Here is a 17,337-nt window from a genome sequence, read left to right as displayed (position 1 = left end):
CGAGGCGGACGTCGGGTCCTATTGGATATGCGGCCGTATGAGTTCCATACGCTTTGTCAGAGGCAGTGCCACCCGTTCGTACAATGGTTTTCCACGGCTGAGCCGTCTACCTTGATCTCATGGCAAACGCGGCCGTCTCGCGTACAGCCGACGAGGAGAACGAGCCGTGAATGCAAAGGAAACGACCTATTCAGTGACGAGTCTGCACGGCGACGCGCTTCCCTTAAGGCCACGCTGGATTCAGGGCGACGCCGGCACGGCGAATGCACTTTCCGAGCGGGTATTCAAAACACTCGTGCTTGTCGTCTGTGCTTGGTCGTTGATTGAAGCACCGCTAGAACTGGGTCAGTCAGAGGTACACGCCGGTCTGCCGGCCTTGCTCCTGTCGAAGCTCGTCGTGGTCGGCACAGGTCTGGCCGCCGTGGCCAAAGCACGCTTTGCTCGCGAGACGTTTGCCTTCCTCTGCGGTGCGAGCGTGTTGGCCATCGCACCCGTACTCCCGACGGAATTCAACCAGTCCTTCGCAATAGCAATTTTCTCGTTGGTCGAATGCTTCATCAAGGCTATATGCGCAGTGGCGTTCGGCATCGCATCGTCGCGAGAAAAGTAGTCGCGCCAGCCACAGCGTCCCTGGTAGCAATCCAGTTGCGCGTCAGCGCATTTGTTTGAGGAGTTGGATATGTCTTACGTATTGCACAACTGGATATTTATTGGCAGTAACGCGTACGACGAGTACACCTTCGTCCCGTGGATCAACAAGAACGTTTATCGCCGGACAGTCGACCTGAGTCGCGTTTGCCTGCAGTAGATCAACGACGCGCAGTCTCCGGGTCGCGCCCGGAATGGACGCAGGAGATCATCGGGAGATGTGACGCCTCTTACGCGGACTGGTTGATTCATCAGTAGAAACGGCGTAATTTTTTTCGGCGATCAGGCGATGAGCTAACGGTATGCCCTCGATCACCATAACAAAGGGAAGACCGTAAGCAATATGTGGCGATAAGCCCGAGCATTGCTTACTATACGCAGAGTATCGGCGTTATCTTAGCGCAACGAACTTTGCGAAGATCGAGCGATGAAACATGACAACGTTGGGCAAGGAAGTGAATCATTGCCGGACTCGCTCGTTTATGTGGTTGACGATGACGAGTCTGTTCGAGGCGCCCTCACCTCCTTGCTGATGTCCATCGGAATTCAGGTACGGGCGTACGAATCGGCCGACGATTTTCTCGCCGCGGAAATGCCAGACGTGCCGAGTTGCCTCATTCTTGACGTTCGGCTGCGAGGCACGAGTGGCCTGACCCTGCAGCGGGAGCCATTTAAAGAGAGTGTTCGATTTCCGGTCATATTTCTGACCGGGCACGGTGACATTGAGATGTCCGTGAAGGCAATGAAAGCGGGTGCTTTCGATTTCATGACAAAGCCGTTCAGGGAACAGGACCTGATCGATACGATCGCCGCGGCCCTGAAAAGGGATAGTGAATTGAAGTGCCAGGAAAAGATCGTTGCCGGCATCCGCCAAACCTACGATTCGCTGACAGCACGGGAGCGGGAAGTCATCAGCCTGGTCGCCGAAGGGCTGTTGAACAAGCAGATCGCCGACCGCCTGTGTCTTAGCGAAGTGACGGTCAAAATCCATCGCGCGCAGGCGATGCACAAGCTGAAAGCACGCTCGGTGCCCGATGTCGTCAGGATGTTGCAGCAGGTGCTGCCTGTCCACCAGGACGCCAGGTAAAAGCCTTTGCGCTCACTGCGCTGCGGCCGCCGTCTTCAGACCGGAACGTTCCCCGCTAATACGAACTATCACTAAGATCACTCTAAGGTCTTATTGTCGCCTCGTCCGTTGGCCTGTAATTTGCCTAGAGGATTCGGCCTTTCTGAATCCCTTCGCTGACCCGCGGACTCGAGATGACATCAAAGGGCTCTCCAGCAGTTATTGGGGTGGTGGACGACGACGAATCCGTCCGGATGGCCACATCCAGCCTGCTTCGCTCGGCAAACTGGAAGGTCGTTGCCTATGAGTCCGCCAACCATCTTCTAGGTGATATGCGCCGGACAGAGCTGAAACTCGTTGTCGCGGATATTCACATGCCAGGCATGGACGGCTTTGCGCTGCTCGAGTCGATCAAGCTATGGCAACGGCCAATCCCTGTCATTTTCATTACCGCCTACGCGACGCAGCAACTTCTCGAGCAAGCCGAAGCCGGAGGAGCCGCTGGGTTCTTCTCGAAGCCGTTGGACGACGCGCGACTGCTAGCGCTGATTGGCGAAATATTGCGAGAGTGACTGGATCGAAGCCTGGCCGGTTGAGTGGCGTAAATCACGATCGCCTGCCTGATTGACGCCTGGCTGCGGTACGTTGCCTTACGCAAGCAACGTGAACTGAACCATCGCGCCCCCAAAGAAATGCGACGTCACCCATAATCGTCATCCGCGATGTTTCCACCGTCGAATGCCGTCTCAGCCGAGTCTAAATCCATGCGCCGAACCGTTCAGCGGGAACGGAAGTCGAAGGCGGTTCGCGATAGCCGCCGTGCGCCCGTTCAATTCCCCTTCGCCACTTTCATCGCAACCGGTTGATGGCAGGCAACTCTCAAGCCGTCACCGGGCATCTGATATGTTTGCGTCATCCGACAGCCTGGTCGAAAGCGCGGTCGTCACATCTCGTTGGCCGAGCCATCGAAAATGCCATCATGACTTCGACACCAATGACTTGCGATGTACGGTGACGGCGGTTGTCAACGTACTTGTCGCGTCACTTCATGCGGACTGCTTTAGTTCTTCCGGCTGCATGCGCTCCGGATTGAGCCAGACTTCATCCTTCAATTTCCAGTTGCGCGTCGATCGGGACCAACGCCGTGGATTGCGCTGCCTGGCCTGTGCATAAACGGCCTCACGTTGCGCAAGCACTGCAGTCGCCACGCCGTTATGGCGCTGCACCGGCGTGACGAATTTCAGGCCGCTGTGTTTGTGCTCATGGTTGTACCAGCGCACAAACTGCTGCGTCCAGGCCCGTGCCTCATCCACGTTGCCGAACGGCTTGCGTGGGTAGTCGGGCCGGTACTTGCAGGTCCGGAACAGCGACTCCGCGTACGGGTTGTCGTTACTCACACGCGGCCGGCTAAACGAGGCCACGACCCCCAGGTTTTCCAGGGTGGCGAGCATCGTCGCACCCTTCATCGGGCTGCCGTTATCCGAGTGCAGCACCAGAGGACGTCCTGCCAGGCCCTCGGCCAGACTGGCACGCCGCATCAGCAACGCGGCCAGTTCCGCCGATTCGGCTTCATGCACTTCGTGAGCAACAATCTTGCGGCTGAACACGTCCAGCATCATGTACCAGTAGTAGTACTGGCCCTTGACCGCCGCCGGCATCCACGTGATGTCCCACGACCAGACCTGGTTCGGCGCCGTCGCACAATGACTGGTAACCACCCGGGCCGAGGGCTTGCGCGCACGACCCCGGTGGTGCTGCTGCGAAGCGCTGCGCAGCACGCGGTAAAAGCTCGATTCCGACGCGACATACACGCCGCGATCCGCCAGACTCGGCACGATCTGGCTGGGTGGCAGGCTGGCAAACTCCGCACAGTTTGCGACCTCCAGAATCTGCTGCCGTTCGGCCTCACTCAGTTTGTTTCGCGGCGGCGGCCGCCCGGTCATCGTGCGGCCATCGGCGAGCACCGCGTCGCCGTTACCCACCCAGCGCTGGAACGTGCGCAGGCTCAGGCCCAGCTCGTTGCAGGCCTGCTCCAGCCGGCAGCCTGACTGCGCCGCCTCGCGTATCAACGATACACATAACAGGCGATCCGGGACGTTGATCAATCGTCCTCTTTGTCTCCCCAGATCGCCTGGGCTTTTTTTCTCAGAATCAGCAGCGCAGCCGCTTCCGCCAGCGCCTTCTCCTTGCGCTGCAATTCCTTCTCGAGCTGCTGGATGCGCTTTTTGTCGTCCTTCGACTGCTGGCGCTGCTCGCGTGCCTGCTCCGTGGCATTCGCATTGGCCGAACGGCAAGCGGCCCGCCAGGCGGCTATCTGTTCTGGATAAAGACCCTTCCGGCGGCAATACTCGGCCAGCTCCGCTGCATTGAGCGGCGCGCTCTCCAGCACTACTGCAAACTTGTCCTCCGAAGACCATCCTTCGGGATTCTTCCCATCGCCAGGCACGACCAACCCTTGTCCTTTCGCCTGTCGGCGCCACGTGTACAACGTCTGTTCGGTAATTCCCGTTTCCCTGGCCAGCGCCGACACCAGCGCGTTTTCCGGCGGCATCATGCGCCGCACCAGCGCTTCTTTTCTTTCTGCTGAGTAGGCTTTCATTCACCCTGATTTTACCGCCCCCGGACCATGTCTATAGGAATCAGATAACACGACAAGTAGTCTGACGCCGGGGGGTGACTACGACCAACTGGCGTGATGTGTTCATGGTTCCCTTCGGACATTGGTCGTTCGGCTTCAACGCCGATCGGGCCGTCGGCCCCGATGGAGGCAAATATAGGCGCATTGACCTGGATTTCGGATCTCCGCACCGGCCAAATGATCTTGCGCAAGAAGAACACATCGCAATTCTGCGGTAGCGCTCGCCAGCCCAACCTTTGCGGTGATGTGATGTGCGCTGGAATCACGCGCACTGAACCAGATATTGACTGGCCGCCGCCCGTTCAACGGTTCCGATCCGATGGAATAGGTGCATTGTCATACTGCAAGACTGCTTATCGACAGACGAGCGTCACACGTTTGCGCCTGAACTTCTACAATCTTTTAGATCACAGCGACCGTGGCATAGCGGTATATGGTGCGTACAGGCCCGATCGGCAAGACCGACCCGTACGTGAGAAAGAGAAGGACGTACTCGCACGCGACAGCGTGGCCGCCGCTTGTCCGGCAGCGCTCGTCGGCGTCGAAAACGGTGTGGACCGTCGCGCATTAGAACTCGTTTCAGTCTTGAATGACCAATGTGCCGCGGACTGCCCCTTCAGTTCTACGACTGCACGTTACTCACGCAATCCGGCGCGCTGCACACTCAAGAACCCTCAAGATTGTCATCACACGGGCGCTCTGAGCGCTTCAATGCGGTGGCGCTTCGACGTCGAACGCAATCCGTCCTGAGACGATGAGCCGGGGCTCGCGACACAGCGACGACGATGCAGAAGTTCGAAACTGCCACTGATGATGCGAGCATGGAGCTTGAGTCCGATCCGCACGCTCGTTCACGTTCCTGATTAGCGGACCGATCCCCTCGTTGACCGATTGGACCGAGGCAAACCGCTGATGACACACGCGCCATGATCCAGCGTTCGGCCACCTGGATCACAACCTCCATGTCCGGTCATCTGCGGCAGCGCACCGTAGAAGGTCAACGCACGCGAGATGCCCCCGGCGTCAGACTACTTGTCGTGTTATCTGATTCCTATAGACATGGTCCGGGGGCGGTAAAATCAGGGTGAATGAAAGCCTACTCAGCAGAAAGAAAAGAAGCGCTGGTGCGGCGCATGATGCCGCCGGAAAACGCGCTGGTGTCGGCGCTGGCCAGGGAAACGGGAATTACCGAACAGACGTTGTACACGTGGCGCCGACAGGCGAAAGGACAAGGGTTGGTCGTGCCTGGCGATGGGAAGAATCCCGAAGGATGGTCTTCGGAGGACAAGTTTGCAGTAGTGCTGGAGAGCGCGCCGCTCAATGCAGCGGAGCTGGCCGAGTATTGCCGCCGGAAGGGTCTTTATCCAGAACAGATAGCCGCCTGGCGGGCCGCTTGCCGTTCGGCCAATGCGAATGCCACGGAGCAGGCACGCGAGCAGCGCCAGCAGTCGAAGGACGACAAAAAGCGCATCCAGCAGCTCGAGAAGGAATTGCAGCGCAAGGAGAAGGCGCTGGCGGAAGCGGCTGCGCTGCTGATTCTGAGAAAAAAAGCCCAGGCGATCTGGGGAGACAAAGAGGACGATTGATCAACGTCCCGGATCGCCTGTTATGTGTATCGTTGATACGCGAGGCGGCGCAGTCAGGCTGCCGGCTGGAGCAGGCCTGCAACGAGCTGGGCCTGAGCCTGCGCACGTTCCAGCGCTGGGTGGGTAACGGCGACGCGGTGCTCGCCGATGGCCGCACGATGACCGGGCGGCCGCCGCCGCGAAACAAACTGAGTGAGGCCGAACGGCAGCAGATTCTGGAGGTCGCAAACTGTGCGGAGTTTGCCAGCCTGCCACCCAGCCAGATCGTGCCGAGTCTGGCGGATCGCGGCGTGTATGTCGCGTCGGAATCGAGCTTTTACCGCGTGCTGCGCAGCGCTTCGCAGCAGCACCACCGGGGTCGTGCGCGCAAGCCCTCGGCCCGGGTGGTTACCAGTCATTGTGCGACGGCGCCGAACCAGGTCTGGTCGTGGGACATCACGTGGATGCCGGCGGCGGTCAAGGGCCAGTACTACTACTGGTACATGATGCTGGACGTGTTCAGCCGCAAGATTGTTGCTCACGAAGTGCATGAAGCCGAATCGGCGGAACTGGCCGCGTTGCTGATGCGGCGTGCCAGTCTGGCCGAGGGCCTGGCAGGACGTCCTCTGGTGCTGCACTCGGATAACGGCAGCCCGATGAAGGGTGCGACGATGCTCGCCACCCTGGAAAACCTGGGGGTCGTGGCCTCGTTTAGCCGGCCGCGTGTGAGTAACGACAACCCGTACGCGGAGTCGCTGTTCCGGACCTGCAAGTACCGGCCCGACTACCCACGCAAGCCGTTCGGCAACGTGGATGAGGCACGGGCCTGGACGCAGCAGTTTGTGCGCTGGTACAACCATGAGCACAAACACAGCGGCCTGAAATTCGTCACGCCGGTGCAGCGCCATAACGGCGTGGCGACTGCAGTGCTTGCGCAACGTGAGGCCGTTTATGCACAGGCCAGGCAGCGCAATCCACGGCGTTGGTCCCGATCGACGCGCAACTGGAAATTGAAGGATGAAGTCTGGCTCAATCCGGAGCGCATGCAGCCGGAAGAACTAAAGCAGTCCGCATGAAGTGACGCGACAAGTACGTTGACAACCGCCGGATGCCGCCCAGCCAGTCCGCCCTCGTTTCACTCGCGCCGTTAGCGGGACCCGTGGCGGTCACAAAGAGATACGCGGCGACCCGGTGGTCAGCGGCAACATAGGAGCGGCAAACTAGACAACCAGCGTGTTGCCAGCGCGGCGGATCTGACGTATCGAGCGCTTCAGTCTTTCGTCAACGCCTTGTCGTTTTCGCAGAACTACGTATAGCGGTAGGCGTGGTCCAGCTCACCGGCTTCGCAAGCACTCACGATTGGCTACGAACCGTCCGCGCTGTGAAAGCTACCCGAATGTGCGTGGCGCCAAATTCCGCAGAGCGCGTTAAGCTTATGTGGATGTCAGTCGCAATTGCTCCGCAGGCCCCGATGTTCCCAATATCCAGGAGTGCCAGAGATTGTGACGCTGTTCGTGGATGGCTGGCGTTTCAACTATCGCGCCCCAACGGTACGAGCATGCCCAATGTCCGCACAGAGCATCCGCGCCAAGGATGATGCGGCGCATACGGCAATACACTATCAAACTGGCTATTGGAAAAGGCAGATCGGATGTCGCGAAGCGGGCCCGATTGCGGTGATCTCCAGTCGAATGGCACTGGCTGGCTACCGCGAGGGATCCTTGCTATCGGAGACGGCTTGCGTGATCGACGACTGGTCGAAGCTGGCGGTGCTCACCTAGGAGAAATCCTCTTGCGGATCGGGCGTGCACCAGCCACTCTACCCTTGAGTGTTTCTTCCGGTAAAGCGTCACGCGACGCGAATCTTTTCGACAGGAGTTACTTTCCACTTCTCGGATGCGGGCCGGAATGTGTCTACATCTGACACATTTGCAGCAACGAGCCGAGGCTCCTCCGAACATCAGCGCGTCTAACGAATTGATCATAGGATTGCCCACGATTGCAGCATTTCGGGAATCGGGTTCTTTCTCTATGAAAGAAACGGTTTCTCCTCCTGACAACACGGGGGCTCTCAATGGCAGAGGATTCCGGGTACTTGCTGGCGCCGATTCGAGAATCGGCGGACTTCACGCTCTACCGCGGCAGGGAGCTCGGCAACCAGATGCAGGTTTTGGCGTTGGCGGTCGCCTCGGAGCAGCCGTCCCCTACGAGCATTCGGCGGCTCGAACACGAATGGTCGCTTGCGTCGAAACTCGATGATGCGTGGTCAGCTCAGCCACTCGAACTGACCCGCCATCAAGGTCGCGCGACCCTCATTCTCAAGGATCCGGGCGGCGAACCCCTGGACCACATCATCGAGCAGCACAAGGAACATCCGCTCGAACCGATCTGTTTTTTGCGCATCGCCATTGGTCTTGCGGCAGCGGTTGGCGAGGCCCACCGGCGCGGGCTCATCCATAGGGACGTCAAACCTGCCAACGCACTGGTTGACCATGCCGGCCACGTGTGGCTTACCGGCTTTGGCATCGCCTCCCAGTTGCCCCGTGAACGCCTGCCGCCCGAGCCCCCCGAGATCATTGCCGGCACCCTGGCTTACATGTCACCCGAACAGACAGGGCGTATGAACCGATCGGTCGATTCCCGCAGCGATCTCTATTCGCTCGGTATCACGCTGTACGAAGTATTGACCGGCACCCTTCCTTTCACGGGTGCCGATCCGATGGAATGGGTGCACTGTCATATCGCACGTAAGCCGCTCGCGCCGAACCAGCGGTTCACCGACATACCCACGCCTGTGTCGGATATTGTTATGAAGCTTCTCGCGAAGACGGCGGAGGAGCGCTACCAGACAGCGGTTGGACTGGTGCAGGATCTGCGTGAGTGTGTGATTCAGTGGGAAAGCCGGCAGCGCATCAAGCCCTTCGCCCTCGCTCGACGCGAGCCGCCCGGGCGGCTTTTGATTCCCGAGAAACTGTACGGACGCGCGCGCGAAATCGCCGCATTGCACAATGCCTTTGACAGCATAGTCGAATGCCCGACGACGGCATTGATTCTCGTGTCGGGCTATACGGGAATTGGCAAGTCGTCGTTGGTCAATGAACTTCACAAGGCTCTGGTTCCGCCCCGCGGTCTATTTGCATCGGGCAAGTTCGACCAATACAAGCGCGACATTCCGTATGCAACTTTTGCGCAGGCCTTTCAACGGTTGATCCGTCCTGTTCTCGGCAAGAGTGAAGCCGAATTCGACCAGTGGCGGGAGAAGTTGCGCGATGCACTTGGGTCGCAAGCGGGCCTTATCGTCGATCTGGTTCCGGAACTCAAGCTCATCATCGGAGAGCAGGAGCCGGTTCCTGAGTTGGCGGCGGTCGATGCCCAACGACGCTTTCAATCGCTACTGCGGCGTTTCATTGGTGTCTTCGCGCGCCCTGAGCATCCGCTCGCCCTGTTCTTCGACGACCTGCAGTGGCTCGACACAGCTACTCTGGATCTGCTCGAGGATCTCCTCACCCACGACTGCCTCCCACACCTGCTTCTCATTGGCGCCTATCGCGACAACGAGGTGGACGCCTCGCATCCGCTGATGCGTAAGCTCGACGCGATCAAAACAGCTGGCGTGTCCACCGTCGAGGAGATCACGCTGGGCACACTCGATGCCGAGCACGTTTCCCAGTTGATCGCGGACGCGTTGCATTGTGAAGCGCATAGAACAACCGATCTGGCCCAGCTGATTCTGCAAAAGACCGGTGGCAACCCCTTCTTCGTCAATCAGTTCCTGTCGGCCTTGACGGACGAAGGTTTGATAGCGTTCGATGCCGCGCATTCGCGCTGGTTTTGGGATATCGAACGCATCAACGCAAAGGGTTACACCGACAATGTGGTCGACCTGATGATAGACAAGCTGGTCCGGCTCCCCGCCGCGACCCAGCAGGCACTGCAACAACTGGCCTGTCTGGGCAACATCGCGACTACCGCGATGTTGGCGATGGTTCACGACATGACCGAGCAGGAGTTGCACGCGAACTTCGTTGAGGCACGTCGTCAGGAGTTGGTCGATTTCCTCGAAAACTCGTACCGGTTCGTTCACGATCGCGTCCACGAGGCTGCTTATGCGCTGATTCCCACCGAGCGGCGCGCCGCCATGCATCTGCGCGTTGGCAGGATGCTCGTCGCCCATACGCCCCCCGGTTTGCTGGACGAAGCCCTCTTCGATATCGTCAATCAGCTCAACCGCGCGTCGTCCCTAATGACGGCGCCGCGAGAGCGCGAGCGGCTGGCAGAATTCAATCTGCTTGCCGGCAAGCGTGCCCAAGCCTCGTCTGCCTCTATATCCGCATTGAACTACTTGACCGCAGGATCCGCATTGCTCACGGAGGATAGCTGGCAGCAGCGTCGTGAACTCATCTTTGCGCTGGAGTTGAGCACCGCGCAGTGCGAGTTTGCGTCCGGTGCGATCGCGAAAGCCGAAGAGCGTCTGCGCGGCCTTGCCATTCGTGCCGTCACAGCCGGAGAGCGCGCCGCGGTGGCCTGCGTGCAAGTTGATCTCTATCAGGCAATCGATCGTAACGGTGATGCGGTCGCAGTGGGTTTGCTTGCGTTACAACACCTCGGCGTCGACATTCCCGAGCATCCGACGCAAGCCGACGCTCGACAGGCGTACGACGGTATCTGGAGCCGGTTAGGTACTCGCACCATCGAAGACCTTGTCGATCTGCCGCTCGCGAGCGATCCGGACGCATTGGCCGCTCTGGATCTTCTGATCCGGGTTGCAGTCCCAGGGCATCACTTCGAATCCATTCATCTGCTCGCCGTGATCGTTTGTACGGCTGTTGGCTTAGGACTTGAGCGAGGTCACAGCGATGCTTCGTGTATCGCCTACGCGCAGGTGGGTTATCTGGCAGGACCGGTCTTCGGCCAATTCGACGCGGGTTACCGCTTCGGCCGGCTGGGATGCGATCTGGTCGGACGACCGGGGTTCCGGCGCTATCAAGCGAGAACATTCGAGGCATTTGGTTTCATCATAGCCTGGACTCAGCATGTCCGAAATGGGCGGGCGTTCCTGTTTCGTGCCTTCGACCTCGCCAGCCAAAGTGGTGAGATAAGTTACGCGGGATACGCGTGTGGCCAGATCAATACCAACTATCTCATGGCCGGCGACCCGTTGGCCGAGACTCAGAAGCAAGCTGAATCCGCACTGGTGTTCGCTCGTAAAGTCCGCATCGGAACAGCCGAGGCATGGATCTCGAGCCAACTCGGTCTCATTCGCAGCCTGCGGGGATTGACCGCCCGCCTTGGCTCTTTCAACGACGCCGGGTTCAGTGAACCCGATTTTGAGCGCAAGCTGGCTGACGCACCCACGCTGACATTCCCGATATTCTGGTACTACATTTGCAAGCTGCAGGCACGTTTCCTTGCGGGCGATTACGAGGACGCTTTGCAAGCGGCTTCAAAGGCGCAGCCATTGCTGTGGAATTTCGTGTTTTCCCTCGAGACCGTCGAGTACCGCTTTTACGCCGCGCTAAGCCATGCGGCCGTTCATGATCTCGCCGCGTCCGGGAATCGCACATTTCATCGCGCGAGGTTGGCGGAACATCTGGAAAAGCTCAACATATGGGCACTGAATTGCCCCGAGAATTTTGCCAGCCGGGCGGCACTGGTCGCGGCGGAGCTGGCGCGCATCGAAGGGCGGGCGCTCGACGCAGAAGGGCTGTACGAGCGCGCCATCAGTTCAGCACACGCCGCAGGCCTCGTCCACAACGAAGCCACCGCCAACGAGATCACTGCTCGCTTTTATCTGGCACGCGGCTTTGCACGCATCGCGCATGCTTATTTCCGGGACGCCCGGGACTGCTATCTACGCTGGGGTGCGAACGCGAAGGTGCGGCAGATCGAGGAGCGACATCCGCAGTTTAGAGCAGAGAATACGTCGTCCGACACGAGCACGATTCTCGCCCCCGTCGAACAGTTCGATCTGGCGACAGTCATCCGCGTATCTGAGGCCGTATCGGGCGAGATCGAGCACGAAAAGCTGATCGATACGCTCATGCGCACGGCCATTGAATATGCCGGCGCCGAACGTGGAATATTGATTCTGCCGCGCGCGAAAGAATATCGGATCGAAGCGGAGGCCACAACCGGCGTAGATGGGCTGATCGTTGCGCTGCGCCAGGCGACCATAACTGGCGCGGATCTTCCGGCATCCGTCTTCCAGTTCGTTTTGCGGACCAAGGAGAGTTTGCTCCTGCACGACGCCGCAGCCGACAGTGCCTTCTCGACCGACGAATACATTCGTCAGCGCGGTGCCCGGTCCATGCTGTGTCTGCCGATCATCAAGCAGAAGAAGCTTGTCGGCGCACTCTATCTGGAGAACAACCTGGCGCCGGGCGTCTTCACGTCGGACCGGGTTGCGGTACTGCGGTTGCTGGCTTCGCAAGCGGCTATTTCGCTGGCCAATGCCGCTCTTTTTACCGACCTGCAACGCAGCGAAGCCTTCCTGGCCGAAGGGCAAAGGATCAGTCACACAGGCAGCTTCGGCTGGAACATTGCAAGCGGAGAGCATTACTGGTCGGAGGAAGGTTACAACATACTTGAATATGATCGCGGAGTTACGCCCTCCGTCAACCTCGCAGTACAACGCATGCACCCCGAAGACCGGGACGCTGTTCGCCGAACGCTTGAAGCGGCCATCACCGAGAAGAAAGATTTCGACAGCGAACATCGTTTCGTCATGCCGGACGGGAGAATCAAGCATGTCCATGCCACGGGCCGGGCGGTCAATATCGGCAACCTTGAATTTATCGGAGCCGTTCGTGACATCACGGAACGCAAGCGGGCAGAAGAGGTCTTGCGCCAGGCGCTGACCGATCTGGCGCGCATCAACCGGGCGACAACCATGGGAGAACTCACCGCTTCCCTGGCACACGAGCTCAATCAACCGATTACTGCTGCTATCGCCTATGCGAACGCTTGCCTGCGATGGCTTGATCGTGACATGCCGAATCTCGATGAAGCGCGGGCGGCCGCCACCAGAATCGTCAGTGACGAACAACGCGCAGCCCAGATTATCGGCAGGATTCGCACACAATTCGAAAAAGGCGCGCTAAATCGCGAGGTTGTCGACATAAGCGAAATCATCCGGGAAACTGCCGCCCTTCTGCGCGGCGAGGCAGCGCGATACGACATATCGGTCCGCACTGAACTGCCCGCAGGGCTTCCTCCTATCATTGGCGATCGGGTGCAGTTGCAGCAGGTCGCGATGAATCTGATCGTCAACAGCATCGAAGCCATGAAGGAAGTCGATGGAATGCGTCAGATGGCGATCAGGTCGCGGCGCGCCGAAAACGACCAGATTCTGGTTTCAGTCAGTGACACCGGCATAGGGGTTCCGCCGCTGCTTGCGGAACAGATTTTCGACCCGTTCTTTACAACCAAATCCCACGGCACCGGCATGGGGCTTCGTATCAGCCGTTCGATTGTCGAATCGCATGGCGGGCGCTTGTGGGTCGCCGAAGTCACTGGACGAGGCGCGACTTTTCAATTCACGTTGCCCGCGATCGTTGCGGACCGTCGATGAAGTCTTGACTCGTTACGCTCGCGGACAAAACCCTCAAACAGCAGGAGACATGAAATGGCAAACTCCTCTCGTTGCGGCCTTTTCGTGACCGCTTGTGCTTTCGCCCCGGCGATTCTGACGGCCGCGTTACTCGTGGCTTCTACTGAGGCGCTGGGGCAAAAAGTGGTTGTTGGAGAAGTGACCAGCCTGAATATCGAATACTTCTCTAACTGGGACCGCGGCGCACGTTCCGCCGCCGATGCGCTGGGCATCGAATATCGGGCGTTGACCAACGAAGGCGATCCCACCAAACAACTCCAGAACTATGAGTCGCAACTTCAGGCAGGGACGAAGCTGTTCTTTGGCAACGCACAGAACATCGGCAACATTCCTGCGTTCGTCAGCAAGGTCCGTGACGCCGGCGGATATTACGTTGGTGTCTGGGATACCGTGCCGTGGTATCACCCTCTCGACGTCCCGAACCACGCCTATGCCGGCTTCTTCGAACCCGACGACGACGCCAATGCCTATCAGATCGCCAAGCTTCTCTTTCAGAAGATGGGCGGAAAAGGCAACGTTGTCCAGATTACCGGCTACCCGGGGTCATCAGCCGTGATGGTCAGAAACACCGGGTTCGACCGCGCGTTGAAAGAGTTCCCAGCCATCAAGGTCGTTGCTTCGCAGTCCGGCAACTGGAACCAGATCGACTCGCGCAAAGTAATGGAAGATGCCATCGTCGCGCATCCGAAGATCGATGGCGTCTTCGCCGAAAATGATTCAGAGGCCATTGGCGTATTGCAGGCGAACGAGGAAGCAGGCCTGAAAGTTCCTATCATCGGCTTTGACGGCAGCGTGGAGACCATCAAACTGATCAGGGAGGGCCGCATTCTCGCCACCATAAGCAGCCTGCCCGCGTGGCAATCCGGCTATGCAATGGTTTGGGCGTACGACGTAGCGCATGGATGGAAGCCCAGCCCGACCGAGTCGATGATGTATACCGGCGCGGTGCTCATCAGCTCAAACAATGTGGACGCCTATGAGAAGGTTTTCAATAGCGGGAAGCTTCCGTATGACTGGCGAAAAATGTCACACGTTCTGCACCCGAACGACTGGGACCCGCAAAACTCCATGTGGCCGATGGATCCCGTGAAGATATGGGGCTACGCAAAAACGCCGCGGCCGGCAGGATATCAGCTACCGGCAGCCTACCAGGACGCGATCAAGAACCATGACGACCAGAAGATCCGCGCGGAATACGCAGATCACTATAAACAGAAACTCACTTTCTGAGTCCATGTAAACCGTGTCGACATCGATCACATCGCTACGCAGTCGCACCAGGGCGACAAGAGTCGCGCCGACGGTCGTACTGCTAGCTCTTTACGCCGCATTCTCGTTAAAGAGCCGGGAATTTTTGAGTATTGCGAACCTCAGCAACATTGTTCTGTACGCCGCAATTCTGCTAACAGTTGCGTCGTCAAGCGCATTTGTCGTGCTTCTTGGATGCATTGACCTGTCCGTGGGCGCTGTAGCGACGGTTGCTGGAATTATCACAGCGATGCTCGTTCCTCAACTCGGCATCGCGGCCGTTCTGGCAGGCGTGCTTGTGGGCGCCATATTGGGATCGGCAAACGGCGTTGTCCACGTCGGATTGCGCATCCCATCATTTCTTGGCACGCTAGGAATGATGACCTCGCTGAGTGGCGTCGCGCTGATGCTGACGAACGGCTCACCGATTCGTGTCATCGATGAAAACTTTCAGCAGCTGGCACGAGGGCAACTGGTCTACGGCTTGCCAAACCTTGGTCTGTGCGCGTTGATCGTGTATCTCGTTTTGGGTTGGCTGAATACGAGGACTCTATTTGGCCGTCACGTAATGGCCGTCGGAGGCAACGAACGTATAGCGGCGCTGTTGGGTGTGCGCGTGGGTCGATGCAAGATCCTGGTCTTTGCGCTGTCCGGTGCGGTGGCCGGCCTGGCGGGAGCACTAATGACGGCACGCCTGGGCACGGCGACTGTATCCATGGGGGATTCACTTACGCTTCAAGTGATTGCCGCTATCGTCCTCGGAGGAATATTTGTCACCGGCGGCGTCGGCAGTGTATGGCGCGTGTTGGTCGGCACACTGATCATTGCCCTTGTAGCCAACGGCTTGGACCTCCTGGCAGTTCAACCGTATTTACAAACGATCATCAAGGGGGCGATGGTTTTGATCGCGGTGATTCTGATGAACGATCGTCGCGCGGGGTTGGTGAAATGAACGGCGTGAAGTCTGTCGAACCGGTTATCGACGCGGTGAAGCGTGATTCGACCCGTCTCGTAGCCGATCGCGTCAGTAAAGCCTATGCGGGCATTCCAGTGCTCAGATCGGTGAGCCTGCACGTCGAGGCGGGGGAGATTCTGGGGATCGCGGGTGAGAACGGCGCGGGCAAGTCCACTACGCTGAAGGTGCTGGGCGGAATTGTCCGGCCGGACTCAGGTACGCTCACGCTCGATGCGAACCCGTACGCGCCACAAGGCTACCGCGCATCGGTCAGGGCCGGAATCTCGATGGTGTTTCAGGACCAGGCACTCGTGCAAAACCTCGCCGTGTACGAGAACATTTTTCTGGCCCACGAGAGCGCATTCAAGAGTGCATTTGGGCGAAACAACCGCAAGGGTGCGATCGACGCCGCCAGCAAGGCCTTGGTGGACCTGGACCTCGAACATATCAGTCCCACGGTTCTGGTCGGCTCGTTGGGCTTCGAGGATCGCCAGATGATCGAGATTGCGCGAGCGTTCGCATTGGCGGCTCTTTATCGAAAGGAGTCACCCATCATTCTGCTCGATGAGCCATCAGCGGCGATTAGCGAACATGGGGCTGAGTCATTGTTCAAACGCGTCAATGCCCTCAGGCACCGGGCCTCCTTTGTTCTGGTTACCCATCGCCTGCATGAGTACACGGAACACTGCGATCGCCTGTACGTGCTCAAGGACGGTGAAAACGTCGCCGAACTGATGAAGCCGGAGATGACGGAGAAACGGCTGCACGAACTGATGGTCGGCCGCAAGCGTGCAGCAAACTACTACAAGGAGGAACGACAAGGCCTACGGGCCAATAACGTGTTGGCGCAGCCCATTCTGGAAATCGACGGGATATCCGGCAACGGCGTTGTCGACGTCTCGTTTTCTCTGCGATGCGGTGAGGTGCTGGGAATTGGCGGCCTTCTGGGTTGTGGCAAGGAAGCCGTTGGACGCGCCATTGCGGGAGCGTGGCCCTATCCGCGTCATGGCTCGGTACGTGTTGCGGGTCAAACGCTGCACGATCGCGATCGCGCACGCTCTTCGATTGCCGCTGGCGTCGCCTATGTTCCACGTGAGCGAAAGACTGAAGGCGTAATACTGTACCTTCCCGTGCGCTCAAACGTCAGTCTGGTCGCCTTGCCGAAGATGCGGGTCTTCGGTCTGCCGCTCGTTCCTGTAGCCAGAGAAAATAGGGAGGTTCGAGCCAGGATCGAGCGGCTGCGGATCAAATGCGCCAGTGCAACACAACTTTGCGTGCATCTAAGTGGCGGCAATCAACAAAAGGTCGTGCTTGCCAAATGGCTTTTGGCAAATCCCAAAGTCCTGGTGATGGACAATCCAACAAGAGGCATCGACGTCGGCGTAAAAGAGGAGATTTACTCGCTCATACGCGACCTCGCCGACGAGGGAATGGCAATCCTGATCATTTCCGACGATCTACCTGAACTGATCGGGTTGAGTGACCGCGTCCTGGTGATGCGCGAAGGTCGCGTTGTAAAAGAGTACCTGGCCCCGCCCCACGCCAAACCAACCGAAGAGCAACTGGTTGCTCATATGGTGTGAAACTGACAGCCGTAGGGGCGCCTAC

11 protein-coding genes are annotated in these 17,337 nt (G+C 58.7%); 10 read left to right on the top strand and 1 reads right to left on the bottom strand.

Annotation, left to right across the window (positions count from 1 at the left end; all coding sequences use genetic code 11):
* The first annotated feature begins 193 nt into the window (after nt 1–193).
* The 4 genes from BLW71_RS34855 (at nt 194) to BLW71_RS34845 (ending at nt 2,286) form a co-directional block, all read left to right on the top strand.
* The gene (locus tag BLW71_RS34855; RefSeq protein WP_286162187.1) at nt 194–610 is read left to right on the top strand and encodes a hypothetical protein; all 417 of its coding nucleotides are present in this window, start codon (nt 194–196) and stop codon (nt 608–610) included.
* Nucleotides 611–679: 69 nt separating this feature from the next.
* Nucleotides 680–808, top strand: coding sequence for a hypothetical protein (locus tag BLW71_RS42460; protein ID WP_286162186.1), 129 nt, complete (start codon nt 680–682; stop codon nt 806–808).
* Between the two features lie 267 nt (nt 809–1,075).
* A complete protein-coding gene (locus BLW71_RS34850) occupies nt 1,076–1,735 on the top strand; it encodes a response regulator transcription factor (RefSeq protein WP_091807796.1) in 660 nt (219 codons plus the stop codon).
* A 173-nt stretch (nt 1,736–1,908) separates the two neighbouring features.
* Nucleotides 1,909–2,286: a response regulator gene (locus BLW71_RS34845; RefSeq protein ID WP_091807794.1), complete on the top strand. Its 378-nt coding sequence runs from the start codon at nt 1,909–1,911 to the stop codon at nt 2,284–2,286.
* A gap of 474 nt (nt 2,287–2,760) precedes the next feature.
* Here the strand turns inward: BLW71_RS34845 and BLW71_RS34840 are convergent.
* Nucleotides 2,761–4,313 (bottom strand): IS3 family transposase gene (locus BLW71_RS34840; RefSeq protein ID WP_286161968.1). Its coding sequence is split into 2 segments (ribosomal slippage): nt 2,761–3,851 and nt 3,851–4,313, totalling 1,554 coding nucleotides; the frame shifts between segments, so codons are not numbered across the junction.
* 1,127 nt (nt 4,314–5,440) lie between these two features.
* On the opposite strand from BLW71_RS34840, the gene BLW71_RS34835 reads away from it, so the two are divergent.
* The 6 genes from BLW71_RS34835 to BLW71_RS34810 all read left to right on the top strand — a co-directional run bounded on the left by BLW71_RS34835 (nt 5,441) and on the right by BLW71_RS34810 (nt 17,312).
* A protein-coding gene (locus tag BLW71_RS34835; RefSeq protein WP_286161968.1) for an IS3 family transposase occupies nt 5,441–6,993 on the top strand; the annotation gives its coding sequence in 2 pieces (ribosomal slippage) (nt 5,441–5,903 and nt 5,903–6,993; 1,554 coding nt in all).
* Nucleotides 6,994–7,482: 489 nt separating this feature from the next.
* Nucleotides 7,483–7,698, top strand: a complete 216-nt coding sequence (locus BLW71_RS34830) for a hypothetical protein (RefSeq protein WP_091807792.1) — start codon at nt 7,483–7,485, stop codon at nt 7,696–7,698.
* 293 nt (nt 7,699–7,991) lie between these two features.
* On the top strand, nt 7,992–13,487 hold the full coding sequence (locus BLW71_RS34825) for an ATP-binding sensor histidine kinase (RefSeq protein ID WP_218157141.1): 5,496 nt from the start codon (nt 7,992–7,994) through the stop codon (nt 13,485–13,487).
* 54 nt (nt 13,488–13,541) lie between these two features.
* The gene (locus BLW71_RS34820; protein ID WP_091807790.1) at nt 13,542–14,756 is read left to right on the top strand and encodes a sugar ABC transporter substrate-binding protein; all 1,215 of its coding nucleotides are present in this window, start codon (nt 13,542–13,544) and stop codon (nt 14,754–14,756) included.
* A 124-nt stretch (nt 14,757–14,880) separates the two neighbouring features.
* Nucleotides 14,881–15,726 carry an ABC transporter permease gene (locus tag BLW71_RS34815; RefSeq protein ID WP_177205164.1) on the top strand — a complete coding sequence of 282 codons (846 nt, stop codon included), beginning with the start codon at nt 14,881–14,883 and terminating at the stop codon, nt 15,724–15,726.
* Nucleotides 15,723–17,312, top strand: coding sequence for a sugar ABC transporter ATP-binding protein (locus tag BLW71_RS34810; RefSeq protein WP_091807786.1), 1,590 nt, complete (start codon nt 15,723–15,725; stop codon nt 17,310–17,312). The genes BLW71_RS34815 and BLW71_RS34810 overlap by 4 nt, the downstream gene beginning before the upstream one ends.
* The last annotated feature ends 25 nt before the right edge of the window (nt 17,313–17,337 follow it).

Origin of the sequence: Burkholderia sp. WP9, assembly GCF_900104795.1 — a bacterium.
GTDB lineage: Bacteria > Pseudomonadota > Gammaproteobacteria > Burkholderiales > Burkholderiaceae > Paraburkholderia.
Note: the sequence above shows the minus strand (reverse complement) of the source record. Positions and strands in the feature narration are given on the sequence as shown.

Excerpts from the sequence above, each read along its gene's own strand:
- BLW71_RS42460 (WP_286162186.1), top strand. The coding sequence starts at position 680 with ATGTCTTACGTATTGCACAACTGGATATTTATTGGCAGTAACGCGTAC.
- BLW71_RS34850 (WP_091807796.1), top strand. The coding sequence starts at position 1,076 with ATGAAACATGACAACGTTGGGCAAGGAAGTGAATCATTGCCGGACTCG.
- BLW71_RS34845 (WP_091807794.1), top strand. The coding sequence starts at position 1,909 with ATGACATCAAAGGGCTCTCCAGCAGTTATTGGGGTGGTGGACGACGAC.
- BLW71_RS34830 (WP_091807792.1), top strand. The coding sequence starts at position 7,483 with ATGTCCGCACAGAGCATCCGCGCCAAGGATGATGCGGCGCATACGGCA.
- BLW71_RS34825 (WP_218157141.1), top strand. The coding sequence starts at position 7,992 with ATGGCAGAGGATTCCGGGTACTTGCTGGCGCCGATTCGAGAATCGGCG.
- BLW71_RS34820 (WP_091807790.1), top strand. The coding sequence starts at position 13,542 with ATGGCAAACTCCTCTCGTTGCGGCCTTTTCGTGACCGCTTGTGCTTTC.
- BLW71_RS34810 (WP_091807786.1), top strand. The coding sequence starts at position 15,723 with ATGAACGGCGTGAAGTCTGTCGAACCGGTTATCGACGCGGTGAAGCGT.